Here is a 24,890-nt window from a genome sequence, read left to right on the forward strand (position 1 = left end):
TTATATGAGATACTGCCCAATTTGTAGTAAGGAACTTCAAGATGATATGCAATTTTGTCCAAGTTGTGGCACATCTGTCCAGATAACCGATGAAGATCCGATGCCAAATAGAGCAACTTATGTAGGGGAACCAATTCCAAAGAAAAAACATAAAGGCATAGTTGTCATCATTATTCTTCTCATACTTATCGCCGGAGCGTGGTTCTTATACTCTAATGCCTCCTCAGTCAACACATATAATCAGTTCGTTGATTTATATAATACGATAGCCGATGGGGCCAGAAAAGCTGAAACTGCAAACATTCTTATCACAGATGTTTGGAAGAATAGCATATTCCAAACATCTGATGAGGAAACCGATAAATACACTAAGGCTAATGGCGGCAGCGGGCAATTCTATGATGACTTTAACGATGCACTGTCAAGTTTATATGAAGATCAAGACTTTGTAGATGACCTTAATGAAATATACACTCTGCAGACTAAAGCCGAAACCCTGATTAAAGATTTGACAAAGCATCCGAAAGCCTTTGATGAAGAATACTCAGATTTTAAAGATTGTTATAATCTGTTTGTGAAATTTACAAACATGCCTCTTACAGCTGAAGGCAGTTTAAATTCTTTTACAGACAATCATAATAAACTGGATGAAGAACTTGCAGATAAATTGAAGGAACTCGACATTTATTTTGATTGATAGCAATGCCGAACAGAAACTTCAAATATATCGCATCAATCATAGGCGGGAGCAATGATGCCATTTGCTCCCGCCTTATTATGTGCCATCATCAGACAGTCTGCGCCATAAAACCGCCCAATTTGTCTGCAGCTTCGATCTGCATCTTCATGGTAGCGTGGGTGTAGGTATCCAGAGTGAAGCCCGCGCTGTAGTGTCCCAGCATGGAGGACAGAGTCTTTACATCTACTCCGTTTTGGAGTGCCAGTGTTGCGAAGGTATGGCGTAAATCATGAAATCTGATATCCAGTAATCCGGCCTGCTTGAGCAGTTTCTTGTGTACCCGCCCTATGGCATCCGGGTGGTACATATTCCCCGTCACAGGAGAAGGGAACATATATGGGCTGTCCGGATGCTTTTCATGCTCCTCAACCAGCAATTCTACCGCTTCGGTGGGGATCACGACCTTTCGGATCGAATTCTGTGTCTTGGGTGGGCTGACCGTCATCTTCCCCGTCTTGGCACTGAGCGTTTTGGTCACAGAGATCGTCCGTTCTGCGATGTCCAGATCCTCCCACAGCAGAGCCAGCAGTTCCCCACGGCGCAGGCCGCTGGTCAGTTCCAGATAGAACATGGGGAGCACCCCGTTTTCCTTGGCGGCATTTAGGTATGAGCCCACCTGCTCCGGTGCAATGACCTTCATTTCCTTTTTCTCGAGCTGTGGGATGCGGCATCCATTCGTTGGATTGCTGGGGATGATCCGTTCCTTCACCGCTTGGTCCAACGCCTGGTGGAGCACCATGTGGGTCCCGCGAACAAAGCGGTTGGACAGCCCCTCCTCCTTCACGCTGTTATATCGCGGTACCCTCCCGTTGGTCTTGATATGGTTGTACATCTTTTGGATGTCTCGGGACGTCAGCTTCTCCAGCTTGATATGGCCGATGCCGGGGATGATGTGGTGCTCAATGTAGTTGGTATAGCAGGCCGCTGTCGTTTCCCGGATCTGCGGCTTGGAGTAGGTTTCAAACCAGATCCGCATCCACTCCTCCACCGTGTAGGACTCCGTTTTAGTGAAGTCGATCCCCTTAGCTGCTTCCTGCGCTTTTCTCAGCTTGTCCTTGACCTCCGCCTGCGTCCTGCCCAGCACATTCTTGAAAATCTGTTTTCCGGTCTCCGGGTCCCGGCCCGCTGTGAATCGACCCTCCCAGCGTCCGTCCTTGCGCTTGCGGATATTTCCCTCGCCATTGGCTCTTTTTTTCGGCATATCGATCGCCTCCTATCAGCAACACAACATACTACATCTTCTGTAAAATAGCCACGCTGTTGGGCTGGAGTTATCAAAGATTTCACACTTTCCTTCCGGACAAAGGGTTTTATCTTTGTTTTGCGACGCAATCTTTGAGGGGGGCCGCGTCACTACATGGTCTGCTGTTGGTCGGTGTCGTGGCTCAGCTTCTGCCCCATGGCCAGCTTCTTCAACGCTTCCCGGCGGCGCAGCTTGCTGTCTGTCCAGACCGGCGGTGTGGGGAGCTGCGGAAGGTCCGCTTCTCTCTCCAGCGCCCTGCCCAGCTGCACCAACCCGGCAGCCAGTTCCCCCATCCATCCTTCGTCCGGCTCCAGAGTGCCGGGACAGAAGCCCGTGGCCTGGCGGTAGGCGAACAGCTTCTCCAGATTTTCTTTCAGGAAGGTCTCATCGTGCAGACTGCTGTCTCTGCACTTTCTGCCGTTGGGACAGGTGAATGTGATATGCTTCCGAGTTGGCACCCAGTTGACTTCGTAACCCTCGTACTCCATGTTCTCGATAAAACTCTCCCGGTCGTCTGCGTACTCCAGCGCTTCATTGATCGCCTGGATCAGATCCAGCTTCCAACTGTCACCACGGAGTCCTGCCTGATACTCCCCAGGCCGCATCTGCCGTTTCCGGGTGTGCTTTTTCGGCGGCTCCAGCACACTTAGCCCGTGGGTCATACAGATCTCATCATTCACCTGCCGGTGCCGCTGAAGGTCGGCGGCATTTTGGTGGAGTTTTCTGCCGTCCGCACAACTCACACTGTTGACCACCAGATGGTTGTGCAGGTGGTTGGTGTCCATGTGGGTGGCCACCAGGACCTCATAGTCCGGGAACTGCTTCTGCGCGAACTCGATTCCGATGGCGTTGACCTCCTGGGGTGTCAGATCATCCACGGCAGAGAAGGACTGGACGAAGTGATAGAACTGACGCCCGTCCGTCTTTTGGAAGCGGCGCTTGGTGGTGACCATCTCCAGGTAGGAGGACTGGGCCACGCAGTTGTGTCCGGTAACCATCCAGCGGTCACCCAGCATAGTTTTCTTCCTCTGGACTACATACTTCATCACGCCTGCCATCGTTCCTGCTGTTTGCTTCTTGTTTCGCACCGCTGTGAAGGTCGCCACTACCGTCCCCCCCTGGCGATACCGGTCATCCGTTGATAGAGATCAGCGTACCGGTCGATGAGTTCATCGCTGCGGAGGAACTGAATACGGCCCATGTTGGCCAGCGTGGTGAGCTGGTTCAGATTTCTGCCCTGGGCTTTCAGTTCAGACAGGATCTCGTCCAGACCGTTTACCTGGATGATTTCCTTGTCCAGGGCGCAGGTGACCAGGTAATCGGTGACAGTCATCCCGGCTTGTTTGGCCCGGTGTTGGATCTCTGCCTTTGTTTGCGGTGTCATCCTTGCGGTGATGATGGCCGTTTTTTTCTTCTGCATTTTTCTCCTTTCTCCCCCTTTAGGGGGCAGGGGGGGCCGGTGCTCTGCCCCGGCGAGTGCGACCGGCGTATAGCCGGACGCTATGCTTGCCCCACCCGAGGGTGGGCATCGTCCTCCGACACCCCCCTGTGATCCTCGTTACAATCTGCATTCCAAGGCGTTTTTTTAGGCTTCGTATGAGGGGGAGGTATCCTCGTCCCCCAGAGCTGACAAGCCGCACACAGCGGCTCACAGGCCGCTGCACTTGTCCTGCATCGCCGCAGCTTTCTGACGTGCTGTGGTCATCTCCAACTGCTCCAGCTGGCGGTCATAGTGTGCTGCGATCCACTCCTGAACGGGCCGGAGGGTGTAGCGCAGATTTCCGTTTCGTTTCTGCCCGGTTGCTGTCACCACCTCGGTGGGCTCGGTGGAGAGCAGTCCCCGTTCTTCCAGCCGCAGTGTGTACTTACGCACTGTGTTCTCGCTCATGCCCACCGCTTTTCCAATGGTCTTGTAGCTGGGCCAGCACTGGTGCGTCCCTCGGTCCTCGCACCGGCGCAGGTAACTGTACACCGCCAGCTCGCCGGGACGCAGTCCCAGAAGGAAGATCTCATTGGGCAGAGAGAAAAAATTTCCGTTGCTCCGCTGCTTCATCCGTTCCCTCCTGTGTGCGCATCCACCCACTGGATGAACGGTTCCTTGGGCACCACGATACGGTTGCCGATCCGCAGAGAAGGAAAATCCTTTTCATGCAGGAGTTCGTAGGCGGACGATGGTGCGATGCCCAGGACCTTCGACACGATTTCCGCATTGAGAAACAGAGGCAGGTCCTTGTAGGACTTGTACTCAGACACTTTCATCCTGTTCTTCCTCCGTATTCCCGGGATAGAGCACATCCAGGAACTCATCCATGTCGCGGACCGCGCTTGCCTTCTTCATCTGCTGATACCGCAGCAGATCACAGCAGGTACGAAAGTTCACCTCCATGCACTGAAGCATCTGATCCATTGCCACCATCTGCTGCTGGGGGTCAAGGGCTGTATCGCCATCCGGGGCCTGAAGAAATGCGCGGACCTGCTCCGCTGTTGGCATCGCTTCATCCGCCAGAAGCGTACGCATCCCTTGGAGGATATCATCCAACGTTTCCCGCTCGCACTTGATTTTTAAGAGATGATACAAAGCCTGATGATCCATTTGAAACTGATCCATGATCGATCCACTCCTCTTTGTGATTTTGATGAGGGCACTCTGGCTGCGGCCATTCAACCAGATTTTCAGACATTGAGAATTTACCCTCTACTGATAAGGACACTTACAGCCGATTTGTAAACCAGAAAAATAAAAAAGTTGAGGGGCCCTGTCATGTGACAGAGCTCCTCAACTTTTCGTGGAGTGTTTTCAGCCGCTTTGATACCGCCGCTTTTGAGATGCCGTAGACCTTGCCGATCTCTTCCATGGTCAGTTCCCTGCCATATCGAAGGTCGATGAGTTCACGGCTTTGTTCACCCAGATCCTTGACGGCTTTCCGCAGATTTTCAAGCCGGAGGTTCCGGAGCGCTTCATCTTCCACGGGACGCCTGACACATTCTGAACAGAACAGCACCGTTTCAAACTCACTTTTACTCAGATGCCTGTCGTCCTGCTTATCCTGTGCCTGCTGCCGTTTCCGATCCTGCTCCAGGAAGTCTGCGACCTCCTTTGGCACTGATACTGGCTCCCCATTATAGATCACAACGACTGTGTCGTTCATTCATGTCCTTTCCGCTCTCAACGGAAAAGTACACACCCGCGCTGCCGGCACAGCGCCAAATACTGAAGACCTTCATGGAAGTTTCCTTCGTTCAGGGTGGTCATTGTGCCCTACGAGGCCCATGAATGTCTGAGGTCCCACCGGGGTGTGGACCTCACCGGAAAGCTGCGAGTTTTGGCTTTCGCCTATCTTGATTATAGAACAAATATTCGATAACGTCAATCGCAGCAAAAATGAACTATGGTCTTTTATTTTGTTTTGCGGCGCAATCTTTGAGTAGGAGCTCGTGTTCTCTGGTCATCCTGTAGCCCGCTATTGATCGGTACCGTTGCTGGGGTTCAGATTCGGTTCCGTGGTCCGATGATAAAATCCCTGTTCTCACCCCCTATCCGTTTAAGATTTTCTTAAATTGTTATTTGTTCATGATTTAGAAAAAATTTGGTCGTGTCTCTATGGTAAAATTGGGCATTAAAAATCGGACCGAGGATCACTCTCGTACAAGGAGGGAACATGATGCAGCTACCAGCTGGAGCCACAGGATTTTTTGAAGCGGGCACATTCCGGGAGCCCATCCAGCGAGGGGAATTCTTACAGCTGGTCTATCAGCTGGCCCGAGAGAGCCGGTGCACCGTGGGAGAAACAGACACTTCATTATGCGGGAAAAACTTTTATGCCGCACAAATCGTCCGAAACAGTGGAACAGAAATTCTGTTCATGAACGCATATACCGGCCATCTGGCCTGTTCCGACTGCTGGGAAGCACAGCCGCTCCGATTTACAGCGCCCTCAGCTATGCTGGCCGCCCTGCTTCCGCCGAATCAGCTGCTCTCCCCCTCGTTGCTGGAACGATCCATCGATGTGGTGCTGCTGGATGCACTGGCTCCGGCAGAGCAAGAGCAGCTGCGCTATTGGCAACCCAACACGATCGGGGAAATTCTGTTTAACTTTTGGGATTAAGGCTTGTGCCGAAAAGGGGGATGTCTTGATGAAACACACCAAATATCTGCACATCCATGACTGGAACTACTGGTGGGGCTATTATCGCTGCGGCAAGGACTGGGATACCTTCAACGGGGCCGAATTTTCTCTCACCGAGGACGAGGCTGGAGAAAACTCCTTTTTTCATTTTGACTTCTATAACCTGCCTGCGCTCCATCAGATGATTCAGGACGGCGAGTTTATAAAGCCAGAGAGTCCGGATCATCCCAACTTTTTGAAGCAGGCCGAGCGGCTCAGGAATGGTGAGCAGGATTTGTTCGTCGGGGCGCTGTACTATCCGCATTTTTCGCCGGATCTGGCTTTCTGTAATACTCCAGCCCAGAGCGGCGCCCCTCTGACGCAGCTGCTTTCCCCGGCTGTACCGCCCTATTACGGGGTGATCTTTCTCCGGGAGGAGCGGCCCCTCTCCCCGAAGGTGCTGACGCATTGGGTGGAACAGTTATCCCAGCCTTTGTTTGGCGCGCCGTTTTCCTGCACTCTTGCCGATTTTCCCACTCGACAGATGGCAATGAAAAATTTTGAAGAAGAAATGAGGGGCCTTTAATGGAACAAAACTTTGTATTTCAATGCACCCCTCTGGAACCGGACGCCCTGATCCCCCAGGTAAGTCAGGCTTTGGAGGTTCGAATGGAGTTCGTTTCCCGTGCAGTCTGCCCCAAGTTGTGGGCTGCGACTGACCGGCTGAACCGGACGAAAAAAACTCCCGCAGCGCTTCGGGCCAGACGCCGCCGAAAGGGGCAGATCCTGGGGCTGGTTAACTGGATCATGGCGTTGCTATTACTTCCCACAGCTTTTCTCACTCCAGACTCGCTCCTGCTATCCATTGCAGGTGGGCTATGCCTTGGTGCCGGTGTCGTAGAGCTCTGGCGGTATTTGCCAAAAACGCTGGGCATCCTAAGCCTGTTGGCCGGAATCTTTTTCCTCTCAGCAGTACTGGGCGATCCCGATGAGATGGCGATCCTGGTATATCTGGCCGCCCAATATTTGATCGTCGCCCTGGCATCCCTGCTCGTCCGCAGGCGGCGTGACCCCTTCGAGCGGGCGGCTCGAAAGGTACTTGCGGGCAGGGACCGTGCCGACTTTGCTGCGGGCAAGGCTGACATGCAGGTCATCTTTTCTGAAGAAACGATGACTGTGAACACATCAGGGAATGCGTCCGCCCAGTTTCCATACACTGATTTCAAACAGGTCTTGGAGACGCAGGATCTGCTGTTGGTTATCTTCGACAAGCGATTCCTGATTTTGCAGAAAAAAGATCTGACCGCAGGAACGGTTTCTGACCTGCGGGACTTTTTGAAGGAGCGGGTAGAGCACTGGGTCGAAATCATCGACAACGGGCTTCTGGGCTCCTGATGATATAAACACCTACCGGATCGGGGGCTTTGATATGACGCTGTTTTCTTTAAACCTGACGGATCTTGCGCTGTCGGATAAGACGCATCGGGAGGACTTCTTCATTGGTCTGTTTGGGACAAGAGCCCAGGCAGAAGCGGTTGCCGCCCACTATTTGAAGCAAGTGCCGGGCTTTTGTGACTATGACTGTACTTATCGTGTGGAGGAAAAGTCCATCCATAATGTCCAAAGGGAGAGCCTGCCTGATTTCGTCTGGCAATTCGCTGGATGGGACGAAACAAAGGACGGCGAGCCTGTGAACATTATCAAGAGCGACTTCTTTTTGACGGAGGAACAGGCTACCTTCGAGCTGGATTACCTGAAGCTCCAGTGCCCACATCAGGAGTGGTGCATCCGCCGACACAAAATCGGAGAAATGCTCTGGCAGAATGGCTTTGTTCGGGTGTAGAATCCATATAAAAATCAGGAGACTCAGAAATGAAGCACAATTCAAATATTCGATTATTCAAAATTGCCCTGCTCATCGGTGTACTGGGCTTGAGCATTCTATTGGGAATAATCGTCTCCGGCGCAGCCGATCCGGAACCTCTATTTTGCATTGGTACTCCAATCGGGTTGTTACTCTGCTTTGTGGGGGCAATCCTAATAATCATTACCTATACCTGTGAAATTTTCCGTGGTATCAGAGAGAAAAAATTCATTTGGGTGATAGTTCTTTTGATTTTGGGCGGTCTTTTGTTCATCCGTATACTTTTGAGGCCATGAAAAATTAGCAATGCAAAGGAGGCACACGATGAAGATCATTTCAACGAAGGGCCTATATAATATGCGGCCTGTCAGCGGCTCTGCGGAGTGGTATTGGTGCTGTGACTATGTCAGCGGTGACCTGTATGAGGCGGAGGAGCTATACCAGGATGGTCACCCCATCAAACAGAACCGCCTGCTATTCCTCCACTATCCCGACGGGCACACCGTGGAGCCTATCGTCGCCCACGAGGGGCAGTATTTTGACGCTCCCGGCTTTGAAAATGGAAGACTGCAAATCTTGATGGCAGATTTTCCAGCAGGCAAAATCTATGTGTTCCAGTACAATCCCACACCAGAGCAGCTGACGCTCCGGGCCGAACTATCCCGGTCTGCAATCAAGGACTGCTATAATCTAATGTTCCAACAGTCACCCCTCATGCTGGTCAGACATAGCTTTGAAAAACGACTCCAGTTTCTCTGGCCGGAGACAGCAGAGTTTGAAATTGGGAATACCGAAACATTTTACAGTCGGGAGGGAGACAATCTTTACTTTACTCGCTGGTTCGAAGACCCAGACTACCGGGAGGAGACGGTCATCCGCCGCTGGCCAACCGGAGAGATTGCGGAAGTCATCCCCGGCACCCTGATGGAATTCCCCGATGGGCAGAGATGGGTGCTGCAATAAGCTGTACTGTTCCAATATCTTTTCGTACTTAACATATTTTTCTGTTCGCGTCACCGCCGTGAAAAGATATTTCGATTACTTTTGGGTGGTTTCTCTTACTTATCACGAGAGAACATTCCTGTAATTCACCAAATTATAGGAAGATTTCTTTTGACCCATATCCTGACCCATACGCCGAGTAAACTATACCCCATAAAGTGGACACGAGAATTTGACCCATGTCCCCAGAGGGTGGACACGCACTTGACCCAAGGTGTCAAACGCACCTCATCTGTGTTATCATAGAATCAACAGATGGAGGTGCCGTATGGCCACAAAAAAGAAATTCACACCAGAGGAAATCAAAAACTTAAAGGCAAATCCATACACGCTGCGCGTAACAGAGGATACCATATCCTATACGCTTGCATTCAAAGAAGCCTTCTGGGACCTCAGTGTTCAAGGTTATACAGGAACGGCAGCTTTTCGAAAACTGGGGTATAATACGGAAATTCTTGGTTTTGAGCGGATTCATAATACATCAAAGCGACTCCGGCAGGCGGGAAAATCTGTGGAAGGGTTTCGTGAGGGTAATCCCGGTGGGATCCGCATAAAAAGCGAACAGAAACAACAGACAGATTTTGCAGGAACGCAATCCAACGAAACTGCTAAGCGTATGCAGAGGGAAATCGTGTGCCTTCAACAGCAAATGGCGTTCTTAAAAAAAGTTATGAAACTGCACGAAAAGCAGGAAAAATAACCATGGATACTGCCGGTGCTCGATTTGAAGCGGTTCGCGAGGCATTAGCAGACAAGAAGAACATCCTGACTGTGAAAGAACTTTGTGAGCTGGCCGGAGTATCCCGCAGCGGATATTACCGTTGGATCCGTGCAGGAAAAGCAAGAGACCTCCGCGAGACGAAGGACCGTGAGGACTTTGAGAAGATTTTGGAAGCGTACCAATTTCGAGGGTATGCAAAGGGCGTTCGCGGGATCCATATGCGCCTGCTGCGCATGGGAATACGGATGAATGTAAAGAAGATTCGCCGCCTGATGCGGAAATACAGGCTTGCCTGTCCCATCCGAAAACCGAATCCATATCGTAGACTGCATAAGTCGATTCAGATGGGGAGCACGGCGGAAAATCTGGTCAACAGAAAATTTGAAACTCATGGTCCAAGGGCAATTCTCTTGACTGACATTACCTATATCCCGCTGAACGGAGCATTTTGCTACCTTTCCACGATCCTTGACGCCTGTACAAAGCAGGTTCTTGCTTATGTTTTGAGTGAGTCGCTGGAAGTGGACTTTGTCCTGGAGACCGTGAACCTGCTGGTGAAGAACCACGGTGTTTCGTTGAACAGGGAAACGCTGATTCACAGCGACCAGGGAGCTCATTATACCAGTTTGAAATTCATACAGTTGGTAAAAGACAGCAATCTACGCCAATCCATGTCTCGAAGAGGGAACTGTTGGGACAACGCACCTCAAGAGAGTTTCTTTGGGCATATGAAGGATGAACTGGCGGGTGAGCTTCCGGGGTGGACCTCTTTCGAGGCTGTGAAGACTTCTATAGACCGCTGGATGGATTACTACAACAATGACCGCTACCAGTGGGATCTGGCAAAACTTTCTCCCAACGAATACTACAACTATATAACTACAGGTGAGTATCCCGTGGACATGCTTCCGCCCTATGGGTCAAACTAAAATGTCCTTGACTTGGGGAGCACTTTAGAGAGAAATGTATGGAAACAACGGATGGAACAGGGCTGCAAAGGAAGTGCTACCCCACCGAAAAGGGATGGAAAGGCCACAAAATGTGCCGTTGGATGGTTAGACATTAGTTTGGGAGCAAGATGCCGGGAGTTCGAGTCTCCCCACTCGGACCAAAACCCGTCAAAATCGTACGATTTTGACGGGCTTTTCTTCATTATGGGCCAGATTATAGATGAATATTGGCGTGTGTCTGGCGGCCTCATCGCTTTCTTAAAGACCAAAAGTGAGCAAGGTGTATTCCAACCTTGCCCCTGCAGTCAGTATCTGATATTCAGTTCACCAAATGGGAAGTTGCTTGGTTGCCGCCTTTTATGCCATACTGTTATTCATAAACCCGCCAAATGCAAAAATACACCAAATCAATGCTGCTGCAACGATCATCTTCATAACCATTCCGACTCTTGTTTTAGACTGATAAATGAATGGAGCTGTTCCGATGGAACAGACTGCCGCGCTGCAAAGAATGACCCGTTGAAAGTACGTCAAATGGATCGGACTGCCGCTGACAACTGAGGAATTCGCAATCACAAAAAGAGCGACGCCAAGCAGATAGAGCATGATGCTGATTACATTCCGCTTCTTCATGCACTTTCCACCTTTGTAAATTTGTGCTTCTATCTGCATAGACGAAAAAAACGCCAAAGGGTTCCGTAGATTGATCCCACACCGCCCGCTGGACATCCACGGATGTTGGCGGGCGGTAATCTTTGCTTGTTAAAAGCTGCTGCGCCTGATGCCCCTGCTTGCCGGAAGGATCTTTTTTCGGTACAATGGCAGCAAGAAGATCGGCCCACCCTTAAGTTTAGTGGAGAACCTGAAATCAGAAGATGAGGAGGATGAATCGATGCAGCACGAATGCAGAATCACAGTACTGGAGACCAAGGTGTTCCCGGAGTACCAGGAGAAGTATCTGGCAGATCCCAAGTCGGGCCCCTGTCCCTGCTTTCAGAAGGGAGATACCTTTTTGCTCAAGCGCACCGCCGAACAGGATGATTTTTACCACCTGATGAATGGAAAGTTCTGCGGAGAGGCGTGGGACGCCATCAGCCGGTATGTCTACACCGCCTTGCAGGGTGGGTCGATTATGCACAAGTGGACCAATGACGAGCGGATGATGATTGCCTGCTGCAACGATGGGACCAGACCGGTGATTTTCAAAATCGAGCGGATCGATATCCCGGAAACCGAAGAAGAGAAACATTGGCTGGAGAAGCAGAGTTTCAAGAATACGGCAGACGACGCCTACACCGGCTGAGCAAAGGCTGTTTTCGTTGGGCAAAGACCGGCTGAAACCGCCGATCCCCCGCAAAAGCTGGCCCGGTATTGAGCTGTGTTAATCTGCGTTGCTTGCGGCAACGGGCCGCTTTGCCTACACTGAGGTCGAAGGGAGTGAATCTATATGCTCAATGAAAACATCAAAGCGCTTCGGAAATCCAAGGGGCTTTCCCAGCAGGACCTTGCCGACAAGCTGAATGTGGTGCGGCAGACCATCTCAAAATGGGAGCAGGGATTGTCTGTCCCGGATTCTGATCTGCTGATTGCCCTGTCGGAGGCCTTGGAGACACCCGTGAGCACGCTGCTGGGGGAGACTGTGGCAGAGACGGAGGCGGACACGGTCAAAGCCCTCGCAGAAAAGCTGGAGATCATCAATCTGCAATTCGCCCGGAGAAAGGCTTTTCGAAGAGATGTCCTCCACTGGTCCCTGATCGCATTCTGCGCACTTCTCGTGGCCGGATTTGCGGCTTTGGCCGTGGTCAACAGCCCGTACCTGGGCTGGGATTTCAGCGATCCGGAAACTGCTGTCATGGGCACGGTCCTCCACGCCTTTGAATGGGGCTTTGCCCGCCTGGCCCCCTTCGCCCTGGTGGCGGCGCTGGTAGGTATTTTCCTGACGCGGAAAAAGGCGTGATTGATCCAGGGAAATATATATTCTCAGATACTGCCCCTGTCCTTTTCCCCTTAAAGATTCTGTAGTTTCGGTCGATGAATCTTATAAGAAAGCTGTTTGAGCGGCCAGGAAGAGGAGGTAATTTTCTATGGCAATGCCAGCGATTCCTTTTCGCCCCTATACCGGCGTGATCGACACCAGCAGCAAACGCTATCAGGCGGCGAAGGCCATGCTGGATGAGGGAAAGATGACGAAGTCTGAAGCCCAGAGCGAAAGCGAAATCCAGCTGGAGAAACTCCGCATGCTGCTGCGTATGTTGGGAAAGGACTCCTCCTCCGTGGACGAACTGCTGAAGCTCTACGAGGGAGACGAAGAGATGGCCATCCGCAACCTCATGGGGCAGCTGGATGAGGACGGAGACCGCATCAACTGCTACGGGGTGGCCGGCATGGATATCACGGGCAAAGACCCTGCCACCATCCAAAAGCTCATCGATATCCCGGAAGCCGCCCGGCAGGACATGTTCGACACGACCCTGCGGGAGTACATTGGCTTCAACGGCATGGGCAGCGGGGAGTCGGACCGGACCGCCGTATTTACCCGCTATCAGCTGAGTGTGGAGAAATCTGAGCGTCTGACGGGAACCTGGACGCTGGAGCAGTATGAGTGGTGCTATGAGCGGGCCTTTTATAACATTGTGAAAGCAGCAAATCCTGACTGGAAACCGGGGCGAGATTTGATCCCAGCCTTCTGGACGGCGTTACCAGGCAGTCCGTGGAACAGCAGATCGTCCCTGCGGATGGCCGGACGCTGACCCTCACCAGCGGGGACGCCATCGATGTGAGAGCGTAAGGAGCAGCCTACGATATCAGAGAGCCAGCTTGTAAGCTGGCTCTCATCTACTTTTGGGGTAAGATGCAGGGAGTTTGAGGTTCCAAACTTGGGACGCTTTTAATAGAAAACCGCCTATTTAGGCGGTTTTCCTTTATTTAATGAGGATGATATACGAAAAAGGAATCTTTTTCGTAGTTACTATCTAAAAAGATAAACAGGTGTCGTATTATTGTTTTCTCTATAATTTTAGCTGTCACATTGTAAAAAATAGGGTTTTTGATATAATAAATCAATAGCAGGTGCTTTATTATGCTGGCCGCGCAGGGCAGGCCCTGCATGGCCATTTATTTATATGTTGTTATATCAATAGTGGGTAATTTGTTATAGCAGATGCAATAAATGCAATTACTAGTTCCTACCTTTCTAAAAGTATAATTCGAGATGAAATGGCTAAGAACATTATTTCATCAAAGTTAGGAGAAATGTGTATATGGCCTCACTAACACATGTCTGTATGTGGTCAGATAACGGTTGGAAGCGAATTACGGCAGAACAAGCGGCCAAATTGCATCCAGGTGGTACTGTATCTGCTCACAGTGGCCTGTTTATGTGTGAATTATGTGGGCAATATGTTTCTCTTACCGATGGTGCAGTACAAACACGCCACTTTAGGCATAGTGCCCATGAAAAAAGTAAAAATTGCCCTGAACGTATATTGGGGGCTGGTTACTCAATCTCTTATGGTTCTCAGGAACATGATTTACCAATCCGTATTACGGGTGTGTCATCATCTTCGTTTAGATTCGAAGTTGGCTTGATTCGCGCTCCAATTAGTTCACTCAGCAAAGATTTTCGTATAGAAATAAAGCCGCAGGGAGTGTCGGATACACTGTACGTGTTTACAAAAGAACGACTAAATTACGAAAACATTACATATCTTCCCATCGGTGAAAGACCATTTGAAAAATACACTCTCAATTTAAAAAACGGAAGCGATAAACTACGCGAATTCTGGCCAACAGAGATTAACGGTATTGATCCGGAGGGGACTTTGTTTGAAAAGGCTTCTGGCAAAAAACTCACATACGATGCCGATGTTGAGATTGAGAAAGAATACTACCTGTTAAAGCGAGGTTATTTCTATAGAAAATCATATAAAAGTATACGAATTCGAGAGATTGCTCAGAAACAATTCGGCTGGGATACTTGGACGCTTTATGTAGTTTCTGCATCTGCATTTAGCGAAGAAGCTGCCCGTTTCTTTCTTGACCTCCATTGTCGTTTGACTGATCACCCGGTTTCGCTGCAGCCAGTGTGGCCATTATTTCTAGAAGGAGATTATATCGTAAAACATAGTCAAGATAGCATGTATATACTTGTCGAAGGTGATGTAGCAACAGTCAAGACATTTCCTTGTGCAACACTTTGCCAGCTAAATTATAATACCACTCATCCAAGACTATATGAAGTTCACTGCTCCGGAAGGCAACAGTTGATATCAGCAGGACGCACTCAAGCCTTACAATATACTTACTTTTGGAAAGAACCTCTCAACCGAGTAGGGTCATCTCCAACAATCTTAGTAATGGATCTTTTAGGTTCTGAGGTTACACCTGGCGAGACGAATGTCCTGCCATACAATAAAACACTGCTTTTCAAATCGACATTCGATGGTGAGATCACTATTTCTAACAATAACCGTGTTGTCGATAAGCAAAAAATTTTTGCAGACAAACAGATTGAATTGGATGGGTTATCCTACGGTGCAAGCGTGCAAGTTGTCATCGGTCTTGATATTGTCTGGAAGATTGACTTCAAAAAGCAACAGTCTATCATCGCAAATGACGAATCCAAAATATTAGAGCAAATTAATAGCGTATCGGGGGAATCTATTCCTGCCCCTCATTCTTTACGAAATATTTTAGCCGGTATGAGTTGTTATCCGCAGATCTGCCGGTGGATACGGAAGTGTATCAGAGAGGGTACCATCAAGGAGAAATCCTACCGGAGATTGCAGGATATCTATCGGAGTATAAATACAAATATACAGGGAGATAAATTATGAACTACATTGGGCTTCTTACAAAAGAAGAAAAATCAACTCTCTGCGAGATTATTACAGGTAAAGAGTTCAAAGAACTCTTTAAAAGAAACGAACAAGAATTTTCAAAAATCCAAAAAGGGTTTAGAGCTAAATCATTGACAGAGCAACATGCGCTGTCGATTGCTATAACTAATATTGATAAACCTTTTATTGCAACGTGGGTTAACATATGGGTAGAAAACTGGCTAAAGGAGATTCAAGAAAATATAGCTGAACTTGAAGGAAAAGGTTTATCTCATGGTGCTGCCTTAGCAACAACAATGCTTGACTCCTTCTTTGCCAATAATGTCGACTTGTATTTTAGGTTAACAGGGAATCCTTTGGATAAAAATGAATGCTCTAATCTTTGCGAGAGAATGGAGGATATTAAAGAAGAGCGTGCAAGAAATGCTGAAACATCTGAGCGAATTAGGGCCATGGAAGAAGATAATCGTCGCCTTTCTGATCAAGTTGAGGACGCCCAACACAGCATTGATGCCATAAAAAGTGAGTGTGAAGAGAGAATCCAGCAAATTGAACAGGATAAAAACAGATTGGCATCCTTGTTGGCTGAAGCACAAGCAAAAATTTCAGAATTAGAGGCTGCACCTAGTGCCTTCAAGAGTGACGATGCAGAGTATCTTGCACAGTTTGATGATACAGATACTTCTATTTTGCCTTCTGCCAATACAGATGAAATTGTGTCTTTATGTTGTGTTACAACGGATTATAGTGGTCAGAAGCGTCTAGTACGCTATGCTGATCTCAATCATAATGGACAATATCATGTTTTTTCAAGAAATGAAGATGCCTCAAATCACTTCACAAATTGGAATAAGATTTTTCACCAAGATGGGCCTTCCGATGATGGATTTTATGGCATTTGGACGTGGTCTGGAATTCCTAATGAAAATGATCCTTCTAGGTATTATATATTATCCCAGTACAACACGAAAATAGATGCAATTGAAGTTATCAACATTACAGAGGCATCGAACCTCGATGAGTTGGTTGACCTTTTGAAAAACGGAATCGAATACCAGCCTCATAGTCAGAGAGCTATGTTCTCCATATACGCATCCAGAGGTGAGTATATAGGTATCCTTTGTGCCGGTAAAGAACTCAACACGGTTAACAAAAAAACAAAAATTTCTGAAGATTGCATTGTAGTGCCGGTATATGAATTTACAAGTGAAGATATTATGCATCTGGACAATGGATTGACATTTTATCGAAACGCGTTTGCGGGACTTCCGAGTAGACTTTATCATTTGAAAAGCCCACTTGATATTGTAAAAGACATCGTGTTATCTTCGATTTCCTGGGCTACATATAAGGCAAGGGCGGTAACTCGTGCTCAATATAAGACATTTAAGGATTTTATTGATGCGATTCCAGTAGACGATATAACGTGTAAAATCGAAGCCGTATGTCGCTGCTCCAAACCTGCTGCAAAAGAACTGCTGGATGAATTTCTGAACATAGTCTGGAAATATATCGATGGAGATAGTTTAGAAGACGAAATAATCCACTCGGCTCTTTCTGCCAACACCGAACTTCAAGAAAAAGCTAAAGAACTTATTCGCCAGGATTGGGAAAAAGAGAATGAAAAACTCTTGACTGAAGCCCAACAAAAGCTTGATCTGCTCCATGCGGAGTTGAAATCTGCTGCGGAGGACTTAGGCAAAGCACAAGAAGCATTCAACAAAACCAAAGCAGAAGATGAGCGCCTTTCTGATATCATAGCTGAAAAAGAAAAACTGGCCGACGGTGTCGAAAAAGCAATTGCTGAACGTATCCAGAAAGCTCGTGAAAATGCGGCGGATTTTATTGCAAGTATGGCATTTGTTGGGGGACAACCAGTGCAGATTGTTGGAACAACAACTCCCACCTCAGTCGATGCTGCGTCTGGACTCGATACGGCTGTATATCGCACATTCCCTGAATTTGCACATCTTGATGAACTTGAAGCACATCACTCTTGGGCAGATGTTATCAACACAGCGGTATTTGAACTTGCAGAGGCAGGTGTTGCTGAACAATACAGAAGTGGCCTCGCTGCGTTTCTTTGTGCTGCTTATATTGAAAAACAGCCACTTTTACTTGTTGGTCCCAATGCAATCGACATTGCCCAAGCATTTTGCGCAGCTGTAACTGCTCATAAACATGGCACACTCTGCTGTGAGGGTGGCTATGTCCACCAAGTAATTGAACAAATCGGTGATGATGGTGAAGACATCGTAATAATTAACAACCTTCTGGCAGGCAGTTGGATGAACAGACTCCCAGAAATACTTTCCCAAAAAGATATTTTTTATATAGCTACCCATCCTTATGTAGAAGACATTCAGGTTGAACCCAAAAGCCTGTATGGCTTCATGTTGCCACTGTTTACGGAGAGTTTGGTGGATAAAAAAGCTACTGGAAATTACTATGGAGGTTACTTTGCTGACGATTTTAAACCCTATTCGGCAGAGAAAGGTACACGCAAAGATCTCACAGTTCTTTCAAAATTCGCATTGAGCTCGTTAGTCAGAAGTAAAATCAACAGCCTTGTGGCTACCATGCACAACATTTATCCCTCTGCTACAGCAGATGACGATTTCTTGTTTTTCATCTTTCCGATTGCCTATGCTTCTATGGAAATAAATGAACTCATCGAGGTAATCGCAGATCCACAGAAGGGCATCGCAATTTCAAAGAATCTCAAGTTGGATCTTCAATATGTATTAGGTAAAAACTGATGGATAAGTATAATGGACTTCTCTCAAAAGTATCACAACAATATCACATTCTTAAAGGGAACCAGGAAACAGCAGATGAGTGGAAAACGCGCCTTGTTTATAGCATTTGCGGAATGATGGCGTATGCTTCCCTCTGGGACGATACAGAAGCCCCTGTCTCTATTGTGCACCTGAAAAGAAGAATTCGCACTACGCTTGGCAGTTACAAATCATTGTATCCGGAACTTTCTGGGACATTGCCGTATACTTCTGCGGAGCTTGAAGAGGAAATCACAAATCAATTCTTAAGTGTAGGAGTAGTTTATCACCGCCCGAACCGGATAGTGGCATCAAGAAAATGCGAAGAACACTTTGGTGGAGTTCTATTTCAAAGAGGTATTCCTTTGGACAATATCTCCTGTGTGTCTGGTATTGGGTTCTATTCTAAGCAGGATGGTGGGAAAAACCCCTATAATGTAAAAACAATGTTTGGCCTCGAACAAGAGAATTTACAAACATTGTGGCAAACTACACTCTCTGCCGCTTCCTGGGAATCAAATCTATCATTTGAAGTTGGCACAGAGTATCTTCGCCTGAAAGGACCCTTTTCCCATGGGTACTGGGTAAATGAGCCGGACAAAACTGGTACAATTTCAATTCTTCGAACCGGCATGAAAGGTTCTCAACTATATTATATTTATCGCTATGTTAATGCTGTACTAGAAGTCAGTCCGCTTCCTCAGTGGCAGGTGGAAAATTATAATTACAGAACGCTCACATGTGCCTGCCTGTGGAACTTTGGAACATTACCGCCGATAGAGTACTTTGAAGATGGATCATTGGTTCATATCCGTATGAATTATTTGCTTCCGCCACGCGAACTGGAGTTTTTGAAGTTGTACAGTTGGCCTGAAATATGTACATCATTTCCATGTAATTTTAGACGGAAGCTCTCCGCAGAAGTATTTGCGGCTATTAAAAATATTCTATCCGATGAGGGATATGAATTCAAAGGAGGGATAACCTGATGTCCAATGGAGCTAATTCTGTCCATAAACAGTTAAGAACGGAACTAGAGAATTATATTAAGTCGCAGTATTTTGGAAAGTCTCCAATTTTGCTTTCAACTCTAAATAAGCATATTGACGATGAAGGCTTGCTTTACCAAAGGCCTTTTATTGAATCCTCTCCGGCATATGTTACAGTGCCAAATGGCATTGAAACATCGTCCCTTGAGAATTGGATGAAAGAGTATTTCTTGCAGTTAGCAAAAGCTGGTATAGGAGTATTCCCATCTCCATTTGCTCACCAGATATCGGCGCTTGAAGCTGCAACCAGAGGAGAAAACTTGTTTGTTTCGACTGGTACAGGTTCCGGTAAAACCGAGTGTTTTATGTGGCCACTTCTTGCAAAGATGGCAACTGAAGCAAGGAATTTCAAGGAATCATGGGCAAAACGAGGTGTTCGCACAATTATTATGTATCCCATGAACGCCTTAGTTTCAGACCAAGTTAGCCGACTTAGAAGAATGATCGGGGATCCTGACAACAAATTTATTAAAATCTTCCGGAATACATGCGGTATCGGGGTGCGTCGCCCTCAGTTTGGAATGTATACTGGCAGAACCCCGTATCCAGGAGCTCAACCATCCACTGAACAGGACAGAAAACTTGAAAAAACTTTAGCAAGAATGTCTTTTCCACAAAGTGATTCTGAAAAAGAATTCTTTAATCATCTTCTCAAAGAAGGAAAAATACCTGCAAAGGCGGATATGAATCATTTCCTCCAAGGACTGCATGAGAGTAAACATATTCCAAATGATGATGATGCAGAGCTGATCACACGATTTGAAATGCAGCAATTCTGCCCGGATATTCTCATTACAAACTATTCTATGTTGGAATATATGCTATTGCGTCCCAGAGAACAAAAAATCTGGAATGACACACGCGCATGGCTGGCTTCAAACAGTGAGAATAAATTACTGTTTGTTATCGATGAAGCTCATATGTACCGTGGTTCAGCTGGAGGTGAAGTGGCATTACTGATTCGCAGACTGTTCCATAAGCTCGGTATCAGTCGTGATCGTGTGCAATTTATACTCACTACCGCGAGTATGCCCAACAAAGACCAGCAAGACGTTGATTCTGTAATGAAGTTTGCTAATGAGCTTACTGCTTCCGACACAGCAACCCGGTTCTGTTACTTAACGGGTGAAAGGGAGGTGATTGACGGGCAGTTGAAATATGATATTCCCACCGAGCTCCTCTTAGATTCAGATCCTGGTCAATTTGAAGACAGGGATGACGTGAAACTTTCTGCGCTATTGTCATTCTGGGGACAATTAGATGGATTTGATCCTGGCATTACATCCTTGGAATCAGTATACAACTGGATGTACGAAAATCTAATCTATTATCGCCCGTTCCATGAGCTTATTAAGTATTGCCGCGGGAATGCAGTATCTCTGGGAGAACTTTCTTCTGGTATCTTTCAGAATCTCAATCAAGAGGATGCGCTTAAGGCGGTTAGTGTCCTTTTAGCAATTGCGCCGCTTGCAAAAAACGCAAAAGGTTCTGTTCTTTTCCCCGCGCGTATGCACATGCTCTTCAAAGGTATTTCGGGAGTATATGCCTGCACCAATGCTAATTGTAGTTGCGCTCATTCGGAAGGCGGACTCGCTTTAGGAGAAATCTACCTATCGGATGGTAATTTGGTTTGTCCGCACTGTGGTAGTGTGGTATACGAACTTTATAATGATCGACGTTGTGGTGCGCTGTTCTTCAAAGGCTATGTTCTTGAAGATGACTCGGGGCTTCATGGAAATGTATATCTTTGGCATTATCCTGGTCAGTTGATGGATCACAGGATGAAAGAAATACATCTGTTCATTCCAACTGACGATTTTGAACTTCCTCCAAAACAGGGTAAAAATGCTATACGCCCCTGCTATCTTGATGTTAAAAGCGGATTTATTAACTTTACAGATGACTCATCTTCTGGAAAACCTTGGATTAGAAAACTGTACTATTGCAACTACTCCGCAAAAGGCAGACCACAGATTATTACATTCCCCACTTGTCCGCATTGCAGGCATCAGCTTTCTACATTACAGCTCACTTCGTTTAACACCCGAGGCAATCAGTCTTTTTTCAACCTAATCAAAGCACAATTCCAACTGCAACCCGCTGTGCCGGGAAAGGATAATAATCCAGATCGGTTTCCTAACGAAGGACGCAAAGTTTTACTGTTTTCGGATAGTCGTCAGCGTGCGGCAAAGCTTGCTCGAGATATGTCAGAGGCTTCGGATATTTCTGCTGCAAGGCAATTGTTTGCAATTGCCATCAAAACGATGGAAGAACAACCGGTTGAGCAGTCAATGAATTCGTTGTATGATTACTTTTGCCTTGCCGCCGGTCAGCATCATGTGCAGATTTTTCATGCACCTGAGCGGGTAAAATTTGCTGAAGATTGTACTGTTGCGCTGAATAACTATAATCGCTGTGTAAAACGAGGGCGAGAGTATACCCCAAGATTCACGATTGCAAACGCTCCTGTTCAGATGCAGGAATACCTCCTACGGTTGTTTGCTGGTGGCTATAATACCTTGTATGACTCGGCCACAAGCTGGATTGAACCGACTGATCAGGCTCTTTTTGATGCTGTAGATGCACTTGAAGAGAACGACGTGACAGTTACTGATGAGCAGTTTATTGACTTTTTTAATGCTTGGATACTATCAATTTGCGATATGTCAACAGCCGTCGGCCATACAATTAGTGATACAATTCGGTTGAAAGTCCGCCCCAATTACGGCGGTTACGGACTGGATAAGGATTGGGGATTCTCAAAAACTATTCGCGAGATCATGGAATGGCATGACGGAAATGAAACAGAGATGGTGTGGAAACGGGTGTTAAAGGAAGCATTCCTTGATTCAGCGCAGCCTGACAATGGAAAATTATATGTTGATCTCTCTAGAGTAAAACCACGTTTTGATGCTTCTCATGTATGGTACAAATGTGAACAATGCTCTGAATTGACTCCTTTTACGCTGAAAGGTAAATGTCCAAGCTGTGGATCTTCTCATATCCATGAAATGAAATCTGGTGAATGCGAGGCACTTAGCTTCTGGAGGCAGCCAGTCGATGATGCGCTTCAAGGTAAGCCAATTCATGTAATTGACACCGAGGAACATACTGCCCAGCTCTCACATAAGGACCAACGTGATGATCTTTGGAGTAAAACCGAACAATATGAACTGCGCTTCCAAGATTTAATTCAAGATGGTGAAACACCTGTTGATATCCTTAGCAGCACAACCACCATGGAAGTTGGTATTGATATTGGTTCTTTGGTTGCGGTCGGCTTACGCAATATTCCTCCTATGCGTGAAAATTACCAGCAGCGAGCTGGTCGTGCAGGCCGACGTGGATCTAGTTTGTCTACCATCGTTACTTTCTGTGAAGATGGTCCGCATGATACATTGTACTTCAATGATCCAATTCCCATGTTCCGCGGAGACCCTCGCAAGCCTTGGATAGATATCAGAAGTGAGAAACTCCTCCAACGTCATCTAGCTATGGTTATTCTCCAAGAATTCCTTTCAGAAAATCATATGAGCCTTGACACGGTTCCAGCAGCAGTTTTCCTGAATGAATTCCTTGACAATTTTAAGAACTATCTTGCTTCTTACAATGCTGATAAAGACAAGTTACTTCTACCTGTCGGGATACCATTTCACTATTCAGTGTTTGAGGATGAGCTGAAAAAATCTTTCGATACACTTAGAGAAAAATGTCAGATGCATCCCGAACTTTTTGGAGTAGAAGAAGGAGCTAAGGAAGGGGAGGCAAAGACTCTTCTGGATGCGCTCTATGAAGAAGGAATCATCCCAACATATTCTTTTCCAAAGAATGTTGTAAGTACCTATATACCAGATACATACGGAAAAATTCTTTACGAGGTTGACCGCGGCCTGGATGTGGCTATTGGCGAATATGCCCCTGGTAGAGCAATTGTTGTTGATAAACAAACCTATCAGATTGGTGGATTCTACTATCCTGGAAGCGAACGCCGTCATGGGCAATTGCTAACTCCGGCACGTGCTTACACCGAAGACCCTAATTATGTAAAACCTGTCATCTCATGTCCTGAGTGTGGTTGGTTTGGCCTGATGGAGGAGAAAACCGAGCGCTGCCCGTTTTGCGGAAACAGCGATCTGAAGATTACCCGCGAAATGATGCGTCCCTGGGGTTTTGCACCGAGAAATGCTGAATCAATGCCAGACGTTCAGCTGTCAGAAGAATACACTGCTGTGCAGCAGCCTCTGTATTCAACTCTACCTGAGGCTGAAGAAATGAACCTGGCTCCAGGCTGTAAAAACATACGAATTGCTTCACGGACGAACCAACGAATTATCATGCTGAATAAAGGATTGGATGACAAAGGGTTTATGGTCTGCAAGGATTGTGGAGCTGCTATGCCGGGTGATGATGTTTCTGTTCTAAATGATATTAACAGGCCCTACAAGTCGAAGTTTGTTCGAAGTAGTAAATGCCGTCATAGAAACTGCTTTAATGTGAATCTTGGTTATGACTTTATAACTGATATGTTAGTCCTTGAATTCACAATTGACGACAGGATCATTGATGTCAGAAGAAACGACAATCCATGGCTTAATCGCGCAGCGCAATCCTTAGCTGAAGCGCTACGACTTGTGGCAAGTAAAAAGCTCGATATTGAATTTGCCGAACTTGTTACTGGTTATCGTCTTAGAACTGGTTCTGAAGCTTCTTATGTTGATATTTATCTTTATGATAGCCTGTCCAGTGGTGCCGGTTATGCTGTCAGTGTAGCTGATGCGATTGCTGAACTACTTACCGATATGAAGGAACTGCTAAGTTCTTGCAATTGCGGATCTGCATGCTCTAAATGTCTAAAGCATTATAGAAATCAATATGTACATGGTATGCTTGATCGCTTCACTGCACTCCAACTTCTTGAATGGGGCGTTCATGGGGTAAATGCTTCACCAATCAAACCGGAGACCCAGATTAAAATGATTATGCCTTTGGCGAATATTCTTAAGCAATCTGGTTGTGAGATTACTTCTGATGGTGAAATCATTGCAACTGGGCGAAGAAATAAAAAAAGGGTTGTTGTCTATCCCGCAATGTGGGTTGAGCCGCATGCTGCTGATACTATTTTCGTGAGTGATGCTTATATCAAATATGCTAAGCCATATGCTGTCCAAAAAATCCTTGATAACATTTGAAGTAGACAGCTTTTTGAAGCCTGGCAGTATACGGGAACAATACTCGTAATATGTGTTTGCCATTAAAAACTGAATTAAAAGTAATGGGCATAGCATCCTCATTGTGCATCTTGTAGATTTTAAAGATAGGTCGTTCTCGCAGAAGAGCAGTTGATGGCGCCAAGAATTTATCACAAATTGTTTTGTAGATTCTGCGGTGAGTAAAGTCAGTTGACAATGGGGGATTTCACACTGGTAGCCTCCAAGTGCATTTGATTTTTGCACTTTTTATTGCACACTGGACAACGGATAAGGGGGAGACTGGGTAAGAGATCAGCATGAGAGCAGAATTGTCATAGTACTTACATGGGGTGGCGGAGAGTCTCTCGTTTTAGATCCTATTCCTTACCCGGTGTTTTCATTCAGTAAGTGC

Annotated in this window: 24 protein-coding genes; 16 read left to right on the forward strand and 8 right to left on the reverse strand. The window is 47.0% G+C overall.

Annotated features, from left to right (window positions below; genetic code table 11):
* The first annotated feature begins 4 nt into the window (after positions 1-4).
* Positions 5-697, forward strand: coding sequence for a zinc ribbon domain-containing protein (locus ACLTXB_RS02980; protein WP_154038851.1), 693 nt, complete (start codon positions 5-7; stop codon positions 695-697).
* A 91-nt stretch (positions 698-788) separates the two neighbouring features.
* Here the strand turns inward: ACLTXB_RS02980 and ACLTXB_RS02985 are convergent, their stop codons facing one another.
* The 7 genes from ACLTXB_RS02985 to ACLTXB_RS03015 all read right to left on the reverse strand — a co-directional run bounded on the left by ACLTXB_RS02985 (position 789) and on the right by ACLTXB_RS03015 (position 5,131).
* A complete protein-coding gene (locus ACLTXB_RS02985; RefSeq protein ID WP_428226096.1) occupies positions 789-1,940 on the reverse strand; it encodes a tyrosine-type recombinase/integrase in 1,152 nt (383 codons plus the stop codon).
* Positions 1,941-2,092: 152 nt separating this feature from the next.
* Complete coding sequence (locus ACLTXB_RS02990) at positions 2,093-3,088, reverse strand: relaxase/mobilization nuclease domain-containing protein (protein ID WP_298730876.1); 996 nt, start codon at positions 3,086-3,088, stop codon at positions 2,093-2,095.
* Entirely contained in the window at positions 3,088-3,402 is a 315-nt protein-coding gene (locus tag ACLTXB_RS02995; protein ID WP_154038856.1) for a plasmid mobilization protein, read from the reverse strand. The genes ACLTXB_RS02990 and ACLTXB_RS02995 overlap by 1 nt, the downstream gene beginning before the upstream one ends.
* Before the next feature lie 228 nt (positions 3,403-3,630).
* Positions 3,631-4,035, reverse strand: a complete 405-nt coding sequence (locus ACLTXB_RS03000) for a helix-turn-helix domain-containing protein (protein WP_154038858.1) — start codon at positions 4,033-4,035, stop codon at positions 3,631-3,633.
* Positions 4,032-4,241: a helix-turn-helix domain-containing protein gene (locus tag ACLTXB_RS03005; RefSeq protein ID WP_154038860.1), complete on the reverse strand. Its 210-nt coding sequence runs from the start codon at positions 4,239-4,241 to the stop codon at positions 4,032-4,034. The genes ACLTXB_RS03000 and ACLTXB_RS03005 overlap by 4 nt, the downstream gene beginning before the upstream one ends.
* Positions 4,228-4,590 carry a hypothetical protein gene (locus tag ACLTXB_RS03010; protein ID WP_154038862.1) on the reverse strand — a complete coding sequence of 121 codons (363 nt, stop codon included), beginning with the start codon at positions 4,588-4,590 and terminating at the stop codon, positions 4,228-4,230. The genes ACLTXB_RS03005 and ACLTXB_RS03010 overlap by 14 nt, the downstream gene beginning before the upstream one ends.
* Before the next feature lie 151 nt (positions 4,591-4,741).
* Entirely contained in the window at positions 4,742-5,131 is a 390-nt protein-coding gene (locus ACLTXB_RS03015; protein ID WP_298730885.1) for a sigma-70 family RNA polymerase sigma factor, read from the reverse strand.
* Positions 5,132-5,644: 513 nt separating this feature from the next.
* On the opposite strand from ACLTXB_RS03015, the gene ACLTXB_RS03020 reads away from it, so the two are divergent.
* From ACLTXB_RS03020 to ACLTXB_RS03055, 8 genes are all read left to right on the forward strand, one after another.
* The gene (locus ACLTXB_RS03020) at positions 5,645-6,088 is read left to right on the forward strand and encodes a hypothetical protein (RefSeq protein ID WP_428226097.1); all 444 of its coding nucleotides are present in this window, start codon (positions 5,645-5,647) and stop codon (positions 6,086-6,088) included.
* Positions 6,089-6,116: 28 nt separating this feature from the next.
* Positions 6,117-6,674, forward strand: a complete 558-nt coding sequence (locus tag ACLTXB_RS03025; protein WP_298730888.1) for a hypothetical protein — start codon at positions 6,117-6,119, stop codon at positions 6,672-6,674.
* Positions 6,674-7,483, forward strand: coding sequence for a YcxB family protein (locus ACLTXB_RS03030; RefSeq protein WP_154038871.1), 810 nt, complete (start codon positions 6,674-6,676; stop codon positions 7,481-7,483). Before ACLTXB_RS03025 ends, ACLTXB_RS03030 begins: the two co-directional genes overlap by 1 nt.
* Before the next feature lie 34 nt (positions 7,484-7,517).
* A complete protein-coding gene (locus tag ACLTXB_RS03035) occupies positions 7,518-7,931 on the forward strand; it encodes a hypothetical protein (protein WP_298730891.1) in 414 nt (137 codons plus the stop codon).
* 29 nt (positions 7,932-7,960) lie between these two features.
* On the forward strand, positions 7,961-8,248 hold the full coding sequence (locus ACLTXB_RS03040; protein WP_154038876.1) for a hypothetical protein: 288 nt from the start codon (positions 7,961-7,963) through the stop codon (positions 8,246-8,248).
* 28 nt (positions 8,249-8,276) lie between these two features.
* A complete protein-coding gene (locus tag ACLTXB_RS03045) occupies positions 8,277-8,915 on the forward strand; it encodes a hypothetical protein (protein ID WP_428226098.1) in 639 nt (212 codons plus the stop codon).
* A 307-nt stretch (positions 8,916-9,222) separates the two neighbouring features.
* On the forward strand, positions 9,223-9,654 hold the full coding sequence (locus tag ACLTXB_RS03050) for an HTH domain-containing protein (protein ID WP_317336586.1): 432 nt from the start codon (positions 9,223-9,225) through the stop codon (positions 9,652-9,654).
* A gap of 2 nt (positions 9,655-9,656) precedes the next feature.
* Positions 9,657-10,604 carry an IS3 family transposase gene (locus ACLTXB_RS03055; RefSeq protein ID WP_317336587.1) on the forward strand — a complete coding sequence of 316 codons (948 nt, stop codon included), beginning with the start codon at positions 9,657-9,659 and terminating at the stop codon, positions 10,602-10,604.
* A 378-nt stretch (positions 10,605-10,982) separates the two neighbouring features.
* Here the strand turns inward: ACLTXB_RS03055 and ACLTXB_RS03060 are convergent, their stop codons facing one another.
* Positions 10,983-11,258, reverse strand: a complete 276-nt coding sequence (locus tag ACLTXB_RS03060; RefSeq protein ID WP_412261027.1) for a hypothetical protein — start codon at positions 11,256-11,258, stop codon at positions 10,983-10,985.
* A 259-nt stretch (positions 11,259-11,517) separates the two neighbouring features.
* Here ACLTXB_RS03060 and ACLTXB_RS03065 point away from each other — a divergent pair, with 259 nt between their 5' ends.
* The 7 genes from ACLTXB_RS03065 (at position 11,518) to ACLTXB_RS03095 (ending at position 24,478) form a co-directional block, all read left to right on the forward strand.
* Positions 11,518-11,928, forward strand: coding sequence for a TIGR04076 family protein (locus ACLTXB_RS03065; RefSeq protein ID WP_412261029.1), 411 nt, complete (start codon positions 11,518-11,520; stop codon positions 11,926-11,928).
* A gap of 144 nt (positions 11,929-12,072) precedes the next feature.
* Positions 12,073-12,582, forward strand: coding sequence for a helix-turn-helix domain-containing protein (locus tag ACLTXB_RS03070; RefSeq protein ID WP_412261031.1), 510 nt, complete (start codon positions 12,073-12,075; stop codon positions 12,580-12,582).
* Between the two features lie 127 nt (positions 12,583-12,709).
* A complete protein-coding gene (locus tag ACLTXB_RS03075; RefSeq protein ID WP_412261033.1) occupies positions 12,710-13,375 on the forward strand; it encodes a DUF3879 family protein in 666 nt (221 codons plus the stop codon).
* Between the two features lie 510 nt (positions 13,376-13,885).
* Positions 13,886-15,460, forward strand: a complete 1,575-nt coding sequence (locus ACLTXB_RS03080; RefSeq protein ID WP_412261035.1) for a hypothetical protein — start codon at positions 13,886-13,888, stop codon at positions 15,458-15,460.
* On the forward strand, positions 15,457-18,222 hold the full coding sequence (locus ACLTXB_RS03085; protein WP_412261037.1) for a coiled-coil domain-containing protein: 2,766 nt from the start codon (positions 15,457-15,459) through the stop codon (positions 18,220-18,222). The genes ACLTXB_RS03080 and ACLTXB_RS03085 overlap by 4 nt, the downstream gene beginning before the upstream one ends.
* On the forward strand, positions 18,222-19,229 hold the full coding sequence (locus ACLTXB_RS03090; protein ID WP_412261039.1) for a hypothetical protein: 1,008 nt from the start codon (positions 18,222-18,224) through the stop codon (positions 19,227-19,229). Before ACLTXB_RS03085 ends, ACLTXB_RS03090 begins: the two co-directional genes overlap by 1 nt.
* Positions 19,229-24,478 carry a DEAD/DEAH box helicase gene (locus ACLTXB_RS03095; RefSeq protein ID WP_412261040.1) on the forward strand — a complete coding sequence of 1,750 codons (5,250 nt, stop codon included), beginning with the start codon at positions 19,229-19,231 and terminating at the stop codon, positions 24,476-24,478. The genes ACLTXB_RS03090 and ACLTXB_RS03095 overlap by 1 nt, the downstream gene beginning before the upstream one ends.
* Positions 24,479-24,890: the final 412 nt, after the last annotated feature.

This window comes from Flintibacter sp. (assembly GCF_046973065.1).

Bases quoted from the DNA above. Each gene is read 5' to 3' on its own strand.
- ACLTXB_RS03080 (WP_412261035.1), top strand. From the start codon at position 13,886: ATGGCCTCACTAACACATGTCTGTATGTGGTCAGATAACGGTTGGAAG.
- ACLTXB_RS03075 (WP_412261033.1), top strand. From the start codon at position 12,710: ATGGCAATGCCAGCGATTCCTTTTCGCCCCTATACCGGCGTGATCGAC.
- ACLTXB_RS03065 (WP_412261029.1), top strand. From the start codon at position 11,518: ATGCAGCACGAATGCAGAATCACAGTACTGGAGACCAAGGTGTTCCCG.
- ACLTXB_RS03040 (WP_154038876.1), top strand. From the start codon at position 7,961: ATGAAGCACAATTCAAATATTCGATTATTCAAAATTGCCCTGCTCATC.
- ACLTXB_RS03060 (WP_412261027.1), bottom strand. From the start codon at position 11,258: ATGAAGAAGCGGAATGTAATCAGCATCATGCTCTATCTGCTTGGCGTC.
- ACLTXB_RS03085 (WP_412261037.1), top strand. From the start codon at position 15,457: ATGAACTACATTGGGCTTCTTACAAAAGAAGAAAAATCAACTCTCTGC.
- ACLTXB_RS03090 (WP_412261039.1), top strand. From the start codon at position 18,222: ATGGATAAGTATAATGGACTTCTCTCAAAAGTATCACAACAATATCAC.
- ACLTXB_RS03070 (WP_412261031.1), top strand. From the start codon at position 12,073: ATGCTCAATGAAAACATCAAAGCGCTTCGGAAATCCAAGGGGCTTTCC.
- ACLTXB_RS03055 (WP_317336587.1), top strand. From the start codon at position 9,657: ATGGATACTGCCGGTGCTCGATTTGAAGCGGTTCGCGAGGCATTAGCA.
- ACLTXB_RS03000 (WP_154038858.1), bottom strand. From the start codon at position 4,035: ATGAAGCAGCGGAGCAACGGAAATTTTTTCTCTCTGCCCAATGAGATC.
- ACLTXB_RS03025 (WP_298730888.1), top strand. From the start codon at position 6,117: ATGAAACACACCAAATATCTGCACATCCATGACTGGAACTACTGGTGG.
- ACLTXB_RS03015 (WP_298730885.1), bottom strand. From the start codon at position 5,131: ATGAACGACACAGTCGTTGTGATCTATAATGGGGAGCCAGTATCAGTG.
- ACLTXB_RS03035 (WP_298730891.1), top strand. From the start codon at position 7,518: ATGACGCTGTTTTCTTTAAACCTGACGGATCTTGCGCTGTCGGATAAG.
- ACLTXB_RS03005 (WP_154038860.1), bottom strand. From the start codon at position 4,241: ATGAAAGTGTCTGAGTACAAGTCCTACAAGGACCTGCCTCTGTTTCTC.
- ACLTXB_RS03095 (WP_412261040.1), top strand. From the start codon at position 19,229: ATGTCCAATGGAGCTAATTCTGTCCATAAACAGTTAAGAACGGAACTA.
- ACLTXB_RS03030 (WP_154038871.1), top strand. From the start codon at position 6,674: ATGGAACAAAACTTTGTATTTCAATGCACCCCTCTGGAACCGGACGCC.
- ACLTXB_RS02980 (WP_154038851.1), top strand. From the start codon at position 5: ATGAGATACTGCCCAATTTGTAGTAAGGAACTTCAAGATGATATGCAA.
- ACLTXB_RS03045 (WP_428226098.1), top strand. From the start codon at position 8,277: ATGAAGATCATTTCAACGAAGGGCCTATATAATATGCGGCCTGTCAGC.
- ACLTXB_RS03020 (WP_428226097.1), top strand. From the start codon at position 5,645: ATGCAGCTACCAGCTGGAGCCACAGGATTTTTTGAAGCGGGCACATTC.
- ACLTXB_RS02995 (WP_154038856.1), bottom strand. From the start codon at position 3,402: ATGCAGAAGAAAAAAACGGCCATCATCACCGCAAGGATGACACCGCAA.
- ACLTXB_RS03010 (WP_154038862.1), bottom strand. From the start codon at position 4,590: ATGGATCAGTTTCAAATGGATCATCAGGCTTTGTATCATCTCTTAAAA.
- ACLTXB_RS02985 (WP_428226096.1), bottom strand. From the start codon at position 1,940: ATGCCGAAAAAAAGAGCCAATGGCGAGGGAAATATCCGCAAGCGCAAG.
- ACLTXB_RS03050 (WP_317336586.1), top strand. From the start codon at position 9,223: ATGGCCACAAAAAAGAAATTCACACCAGAGGAAATCAAAAACTTAAAG.